Genomic DNA, 7430 nt, shown 5'->3' on the forward strand with positions numbered 1-7430 from the left:
CCCTATGCCCCTAGCGCTGATCGGCCGATGCTCGTCTGCGCCCACCCGCGGGCCTGCCCGGTCATTCCCCACAGGCGCGGCCTTGCACTGTTCCCGGCAACCATTCCGTCGGCGGCGAGGTGGCGCAGATGCTCGCCGACCTGCGTGTGCGATACCCCGGTGCGCTCGGCGATCTGCGCTGTGGTGAGCGCGCCACCGGTGAGCGCGGACAGTGTGCGGGCGTGGGCCTCGATCATGGATGCTCCCAATAGGCGGCGAAGTGATTCGCCCCGGCGCCAGCGAGTCCTAGCTCAGAACTGGCGCCGCGGCGTAGATGAATCGTGCGCGCCACCGATTGCCGCCGTAGGTAGCCACGCCCCACCCCGCAGGTAGGGAGAATCTCCCCACCTCACCGTTTCCGATATCCCCACGGGCACAACGCATCTATGCTGGGGGAACCTCTTCGCGGAGGACATCGCCCCCGGCCGACGGGCCGGGGGTATCCGCGAAGAAGGTCGACCCCGCGAAGGCAGGCAGATATGCCGACCCCAGACGAGCTCGCTGTGAAAGCGATCGGCGAGCGCATCCAGAACATCCGCGAGCGCACGGGCAAGTCCCGCGAAGTCGTGGCCGGTCTCGTCGGCCGGTCTGCCGACTGGCTACGCGACATAGAGAAGGGCCGCCTCAAGAACCCGCCGCCGCTCGACATGCTGCTGCGCGTCGGGCAAGCTCTCGGCGTGCGCGACCTGACCGAGATCACCGGCGACCACGAGCTGCTCGTCGGTGTCGCCCGCCGTGCCGGACATCCCGTTGTCCCGGCGATCCGTGAGGCGATCGAATCCGTCTACCTCACCCCGACGCCATCACCGGTCGAGCCTGTCGAGCTACGAGCGCGCGTCGAGCGGGCCTGGCGGCTGTGGCACACCTCGACCACACCGCGTGCCGATGCCGGCGCGATGCTGCCCTCGCTCATCCGCGATGGTCGCCGCGCGGTCCGCACCCTCGACGGGCAGGACCGGCGCGCCGCCGCGGCTGCGCTGTCCGGTGCCTACGCGCTGTCCGAGCAGGTGCTCGCGTGGGTCGCTGACGCGCCGCTGTTGTGGCTTGCGGCCGACCGGTGCATGTCGGCGGCCGAGGATGCAGACGACCCGGTGACCCTCGCCGCGGCGAGCTGGGTACTCGGCAACGTCTGGCGTGCGACCGGTCGCGAGGACGACGCGTATCAGCTCGCCACCGATGCTGTCGCACTGCTCGAGCCACGCCTCGACGGCGACCAGGACGCGCAAGCCCTGTGGGGTGCGTGCCATCTGCACGGCGCGATCACCGCGGCGAAGCTCGGCCGAGAAGGCGACGCGCTGCGCGGGATCGATCAGGCGATGGGCATGGCCCGCGCGCTGCCCACCGGCAGCGCTCACCCGTGGACGTTGTTCGGTATCGCCAACACCGAGATCTCGGCCGTGTCGGTGCAAGTCGAGCTGCGCAAGTCGGGCGGTGCGCTCGACGCGGCGAGCATCGTCGATCCCGACGCGGTGCCGAGTGTCGATCGCCGGGCCCGGCTGTGGCTGGAACTTGCACGGGCGTACTCGCAGCAGCGCGATTGGTTCGGCACGCTCGGCGCGCTGCGCACCGGGGCTTCGGTGTCTGAGGAATCGATGCGGAGTCACCCGCTTGCCCGGTCGCTCTCGGCCGAGCTCGTGACCCACGGCGGGAAGATGGTCGAGCGGGAATCCCGCGCGTTGGCCGGTCGGCTGGGAGTCACCGCGTAGACCTGGGGCATACGCCGTCGTGAACATACATGTTTCGTGACGGCGTATCTGCTAACACATCCGATACAGACCGAGCCTCCCGTCGTCACACTTTCTGTCGACAATCGACAACATGACAGGCTCTACGGTCACGGAAATCCTCGCCCAGCACCAGGGCGGCAACGGCTCCCCGACCAGAACCGCGGCGCGAGTGGCCGACGCGATCGCCGCGCGCGGCGACGACGGCACCTGGATCACCCCGGTACCCCGTGACGAATTGCTCGCTGCCGCAGCGGCTGTCGAACGCATGCCCGGCGCACGCACGCTGCCGCTGTACGGCGTTCCCTTCGGGGTGAAGGACAGTATCGACGTCGCCGGCTATCCGACAACGCTGGCCTGCCCCGACTACGCCTACCTCGCCACCCGCACCGCACCCGCCGTGCAGCGCCTGCTCGACGCGGGCGCGCTGTTCGTCGGCAAAACCAATCTCGACCAGTTCGCCACCGGCCTCAACGGCACCCGAACCCCGTACCCGGTGCCGCGCAGCATCTTCGGCGGCGATCTGATCTCCGGTGGTTCGAGTTCGGGATCGGCGCTCGCGGTGGCACTCGGCCAGGTGCCGTTCTGTGTGGCCACCGATACGGCGGGTTCGGGTCGCGTGCCCGCCGCGCTCAACGGCATCGTCGGCTGGAAGCCGTCGCGCGGCCTGATCAGCACCGTCGGGCTGGTGCCCGCGTGTAAGTCGCTGGACTGCCTCACCCTCATGGCGACCACTGTCGAGGACCTGGACCTGGTCGCCGAGGTGATCATGGCGCTCGATCACGACGATCCGTGGACCCGCGCCAGGGGAGGGCGATTCCCCGGTGGCTCGATCCGGCTCGGTCTACCGGCACCGCAGGAGCTCGAGTTCTTCGGCGACGACGCCATGCGCGCGGCACACCTCGGTGCGCGAGACAGGTTGCCGGGTATGGGGTTCAGCTGTGTCGACACGACACTCGCACCGTTCCTCGCCGCGGGCGCGCTGCTCTACCAAGGTCCGTGGGTCGCGGAACGTCTGGTCGAATTCGAGGAGTTCCTGACCGATCGGCCCGACTCGATTCTGCCCGTGATCCGGGAAATCCTCGACAGCGGACGCCGATTCAGCGCCGTGGACGTGTTCCGCGCACAGCAGCGGTTGCAGGAACTGCGCGCCGAGGTCGCCCGGATATGGGACGAGGTCGACGCGGTGGTGGTGCCGACCATCGGCACCACTTTCACTGTCCCCGAGGTGCTGGCCGACCCCATCGCGACCAACACCGTGCTCGGCCACTACACCCATTTCGGCAATCTGCTCGACCTGACCGCGATCGCGGTTCCGGCCGGCACCACCCGCGACGGCAGGCCGGTCTCGCTCATGGTGTTCGGCCCGGCACTCGCCGACGACGTCGTTCTCGCCGCCGCCGCACGGCTGCTGGACGAACCGCGCACCACCGCACTGCCCCACCACCTCGGCCCGGTATCCCTCCAGGAGCGACGATGACCGAAATCCCCGCCACCCCGAGCCCGTTCACGTTCGATCCCACGACGACCGCGCTCGTCATCATCGACATGCAGCGAGACTTCCTGCTCCCCGGTGGCTTCGGCGAAAGCCTCGGCAACGACGTGACGCTGTTGCGCACCGTCATCGAACCCCTCGCCGGTGTGCTCGCCTCGGCCAGGGCCGCGGGTATCACGGTGATCCACACCCGAGAGGGCCACCTGCCGGACCTGTCCGATTGCCCACCGTCGAAACTTCGGCGCGGCAACCCCTCGCAGCGCATCGGTGATCCGGGGCGATTCGGGCGCATCCTGATCCGCGGTGAGTACGGCCACGACATCATCGACGAACTGGCGCCGCTCGACGGCGAGACCGTCATCGACAAGCCGGGCAAGGGCGCGTTCTACGCGACCGAACTGGCCGCTGTGCTGCAACAGCATTCGATCACCACCCTGCTCGTCGCCGGCGTCACCACCGAGGTCTGCGTCCACACCACCGTCCGCGAGGCCAATGACCGCGGCTACGAATGCCTCGTGGTCGCGGACTGCGTCGGCTCCTATTTTCCGGAATTCCAGCGCGTCGGACTGGCGATGATCGCGGCTCAGGGCGCGATCTTCGGCTGGGTTGCCGGCTCCGCGGATGTCATCGCCGCACTCGGCACCACCGCCCCCGTCACGGCCTAGCGAACAGGATCCACCATGTCCGTCGACACCTCGAAAACAACAGTCACACCGGAACAACCTGCGCCACCGGCACTTCCGCGGTGGACCAGGGGAGACACGAACGCCTTCTTCGGGCTGGCGTTCAACATTTTGGTCAACGTCCTCACCCTGACCACACTCACCATCGCGGTGGTGAAGATTCCCAGCACCGATGTCCTCGGGACGGTGCTGCCCGCCCTCGGCGTCGCGCTCGTGCTGGGCAACCTGTACTACATGGTGCTGGCGCGGCGCCTGGCCCGCCGCGAAGGACGCGCCGACGTCACCGCACTGCCCTACGGGCCGAGCGTTCCGCACATGTTCATCGTCGTGTTCGTGGTGATGCTGCCGATCTACCTGGCCACCGGAGATCCCTTGCAGGCGTGGGCGGCCGGTCTGGCCTGGGCGTTCATGATCGGCGTGATCGTGATGATCGGCGCCTTCGTCGGCTCCTACATCCGCAAGGTCACTCCGCGTGCCGCGATGCTCGGCACCCTGGCCGGCATCTCGATCACCTTCATCGCCATGCGCCCCGCCGCGCAGATGTGGGAGGTGGCCTGGATCGGACTGCCGGTGCTGGCCATCATCCTGATCGGCTTCTTCACCGACATCAAGCTGCCGGGCAATATCCCGGTCGGGCTGGTCGCGCTGCTGGCCGGCACGGCGATCGGCTGGATCGGCGGGTACATGTCGGCACCCGATGTCGCCCAGGCCGCGCACGACATCGCCCTCGGGCTGCCCGACCTGCGCCTGGACCTGCTCTTCGACGGCCTCGGCAACCTCGCTCCGCTGCTGGCCACCGCCATCCCGCTGGGCATCTACAACTTCACCGAAGCCATGAGCAATGTGGAAAGCGCGGCGGCCGCGGGCGACAACTACAACCTGCGCAGCGTGCTGCTGGCCGACGGTTTCGGCGCGGTGATCGGCGCGGGTTTCGGCTCACCCTTCCCACCCGCCGTGTACATCGGTCACCCGGGATGGAAGGACGCGGGCGGGCGCACCGGCTACTCCCTCGCCAGCGGCCTGACCATCGGCATCATGTGCCTGCTGGGGCTTTTCGGCATCCTCGCAACCCTGCTGCCCATCCCGGCGATCGTCCCGATCCTGCTCTACATCGGCCTGCTGATCGGCGCGCAAGCATTCCAGGCGGTGCCGCGGATCCACGCGGTGGCGGTCGTGGCCGCGCTGCTGCCCAACCTGGCGGAGTGGGCCGTCACCCAGATCGACAACGCGCTGTCCGCGGCGGGGACTTCGGCGGCGAAGGTCGGCTCGGACGCGCTCGGTCAAGCGGGCGTGGTCTATGACGGGCTGAAAGTGTTCGGGTCCGGTGCGGTACTGGCCGGTCTCGTGCTCGGCGCTATCGTCACGTTCATCCTCGACAAACGTTTCCGTGCGGCGGGAGTGGCGGCGGTTATCGGCGCCGGATTGAGCTGGATCGGACTGATTCACGCACACGCGGTCGAATGGGCCGCCGCGCCCGGCGTGGCACTCGGTTACGTGTTCTTCGCGCTCGTCTGCCTGGCGTACTCGCTGTTGCCGGCGACAGAGCCCGCTGCCGAGGAGACCACGGGGTAAGGCCGGTCGGCGCGACTCACCAGAGTTCAGGAGTTCTTCGGCACTGTCGCGAGGAAATCGCGGAAGTCGATGGCCGGGTGGCCCGTCAGGTGCGGGACCGCGTCGGTGACCTGCGCGAGGTCGCCCTGGGCGATCGCGGTGTAGGTGCTGACCCAGCCGTCGACCTCCCATTTCGGCGCGTTGTACTTCGCGCGGGAGGCGTAAGCCTCGTCGACGGTCTGCTCGACGTAGCGGAACGGTCGGCCGAGGACTTCGGTCATGTCGGCGGTGGCGGTGGTCAGGCTGAAAGCTCGCGGGCCGGTGAGGTCGAAGGTCGTGCCGTCGTGCGCGTCCGAACCGAGCACCGCCACAGCGCAATCCGCCACATCGGCGCGGGTGACCGCAGCGACTTCGCCGTCTCCGGCCGGACCTTCGATCACCCCGTCCCCGTCGGCGAAATGCGGGATGATGTCCTGGTACTGGTTGTCGCGCAGGAAGGTGAACGCGAGGCCGGAGGCGCGGATGGCCTGTTCGGTGTACCAGTGATCACGGCCGAACGTGAACGTGGCATCGGGCGCGGCCCCGACGAACGACAGATACACGATCCGTTGCACGCCCACGTCTTTCGCGGCGTTCACCACCGCCGTCTGCTGAGTCGCGCGGTCGGCGCTCTCGGTGGCCGAGACAAAGAAGAAGGTCTGCACGCCGTCGAGCGCGGCCGCCACGGTGGTCGGATCGCCGAAATCGATGGTGGCCGTGGTGGCGCCGTCGATCGGTGCGATGTGCTCGACGTGGCGGCCCAGCAGTCGCAGGCGAGCGCCCGAGGGGGCGAGCAGACGGGCAACGCGGCCGCCGATTTGTCCGCTGGCCCCTGAAATCGCAATCGTCTCCGGCATCGGTCCAGGCTAGGGGCCCCTCGCGGCACGGTGGGCCGACACGCCCATCGGGTGCGACGACGCGCGCGTCGATGCGCGAATCGCGCCGAGAGATGGTGGAATCGGCGCGTGCGCGTATCGAGTGCAATAGCCGCCTGTGTCGCCGTCGCGGCACTGATTCTGCCCGCAAACCCGGCCGCGGGCGCGGCCGGGGACACGGCCTGTGGGTCCACCCTGTCCCAAAACGACATCGACGAGATCGCGCGGTTGTCGGACACGTCGGCGATCTCCGGCGCCGACAGCCTGGGCCGGCTCGAGGACGCGGTGGCCCGCCATCACCGGATCACCGAGATCCTCGTCGAGCATCGCGACCTACGCGGGCTGTTCGCTATCGGGCTCGACGGCGTCGAATACGCCGCGGTGATGCCGATGCAGCGCGACCCGGCCGCGTTCGCGAACCGCGAGTACGCGCACGCGATCAGCTCGGAACTGCTGCGCCGATTTCTCGACAATCTGCATGCCGAATTCACCGGTGGCATCGCGGAACCACAATGGGCACATTATTTCGCACTCGCCCGCGACTGCGGGGCGTCGCGCGCCCGCACCGCCATGGCCGGCTACAACGCACACCTCACCGTCGACCTGACCTACTCGGTGGCAGCCGTGGGCAGCAGGCCGGAGAACGCGCCGGACTACTTCAAGATCGTGGCCGGCATCGCCTCGGTCGGCGACGTGATCATCGACCGCACCAAGGCGGCCTACGGCGCCGACCTCGGCCCGCTGTGGCGGTTCTATTTCGTCGGTGAGGGATTGGACCAGCTGTTCGGCGCGGGCGTCGCCACCGAACAGATGCTCATCGCCGCGGACCTCGGCGCGAACACGGTGATCTTCACCAACGGCCTCGCCCTGCAAGACCCCGCTCTCGCACCGACCATCCGCAGCGAGATCACGGCGTTGTGGCAGGCCGCCGATCTGGCTTTCGAAGCACTGGCCCGGATCAACGCACTCTGAACAAGTCTGCGAAGCCAATTCGAGACGGCCCCGGCCCCGCGGTGGGTGACCG

At 68.5% G+C, this 7430-nt stretch carries 7 protein-coding genes; 5 read left to right on the top strand and 2 right to left on the bottom strand.

The window, feature by feature from the left end:
* Positions 1-2: 2 nt before the first annotated feature.
* Positions 3-236: a MarR family transcriptional regulator gene (locus ACWFRF_RS20965; protein ID WP_452451777.1), complete on the bottom strand. Its 234-nt coding sequence runs from the start codon at positions 234-236 to the stop codon at positions 3-5.
* A 282-nt stretch (positions 237-518) separates the two neighbouring features.
* Between ACWFRF_RS20965 and ACWFRF_RS20970 the strand changes: the two genes are divergently transcribed.
* From ACWFRF_RS20970 to ACWFRF_RS20985, 4 genes are all read left to right on the top strand, one after another.
* Complete coding sequence (locus ACWFRF_RS20970; RefSeq protein ID WP_452451779.1) at positions 519-1745, top strand: helix-turn-helix domain-containing protein; 1227 nt, start codon at positions 519-521, stop codon at positions 1743-1745.
* Positions 1746-1857: 112 nt separating this feature from the next.
* A complete protein-coding gene (locus ACWFRF_RS20975; protein WP_452451780.1) occupies positions 1858-3243 on the top strand; it encodes an allophanate hydrolase in 1386 nt (461 codons plus the stop codon).
* Positions 3240-3923 (top strand): cysteine hydrolase family protein, encoded by a 684-nt coding sequence (locus tag ACWFRF_RS20980; RefSeq protein WP_452451782.1) that lies wholly within the window; start codon positions 3240-3242, stop codon positions 3921-3923. The genes ACWFRF_RS20975 and ACWFRF_RS20980 overlap by 4 nt, the downstream gene beginning before the upstream one ends.
* Positions 3924-3938: 15 nt before the next feature.
* On the top strand, positions 3939-5513 hold the full coding sequence (locus ACWFRF_RS20985) for a regulator (RefSeq protein WP_452451783.1): 1575 nt from the start codon (positions 3939-3941) through the stop codon (positions 5511-5513).
* 26 nt (positions 5514-5539) lie between these two features.
* On the opposite strand, the gene ACWFRF_RS20990 is transcribed toward ACWFRF_RS20985, so the two are convergent.
* Positions 5540-6388, bottom strand: a complete 849-nt coding sequence (locus tag ACWFRF_RS20990) for an SDR family oxidoreductase (RefSeq protein WP_452451785.1) — start codon at positions 6386-6388, stop codon at positions 5540-5542.
* A gap of 108 nt (positions 6389-6496) precedes the next feature.
* Here ACWFRF_RS20990 and ACWFRF_RS20995 point away from each other — a divergent pair, with 108 nt between their 5' ends.
* Entirely contained in the window at positions 6497-7378 is an 882-nt protein-coding gene (locus ACWFRF_RS20995; RefSeq protein ID WP_452451787.1) for a DUF5995 family protein, read from the top strand.
* Positions 7379-7430: the final 52 nt, after the last annotated feature.

It is taken from the genome of Nocardia sp. NPDC055165 (assembly GCF_053606985.1).

Excerpts from the sequence above, each read along its gene's own strand:
- ACWFRF_RS20965 (WP_452451777.1), bottom strand. The coding sequence starts at position 236 with ATGATCGAGGCCCACGCCCGCACACTGTCCGCGCTCACCGGTGGCGCG.
- ACWFRF_RS20970 (WP_452451779.1), top strand. The coding sequence starts at position 519 with ATGCCGACCCCAGACGAGCTCGCTGTGAAAGCGATCGGCGAGCGCATC.
- ACWFRF_RS20975 (WP_452451780.1), top strand. The coding sequence starts at position 1,858 with ATGACAGGCTCTACGGTCACGGAAATCCTCGCCCAGCACCAGGGCGGC.
- ACWFRF_RS20980 (WP_452451782.1), top strand. The coding sequence starts at position 3,240 with ATGACCGAAATCCCCGCCACCCCGAGCCCGTTCACGTTCGATCCCACG.
- ACWFRF_RS20985 (WP_452451783.1), top strand. The coding sequence starts at position 3,939 with ATGTCCGTCGACACCTCGAAAACAACAGTCACACCGGAACAACCTGCG.
- ACWFRF_RS20990 (WP_452451785.1), bottom strand. The coding sequence starts at position 6,388 with ATGCCGGAGACGATTGCGATTTCAGGGGCCAGCGGACAAATCGGCGGC.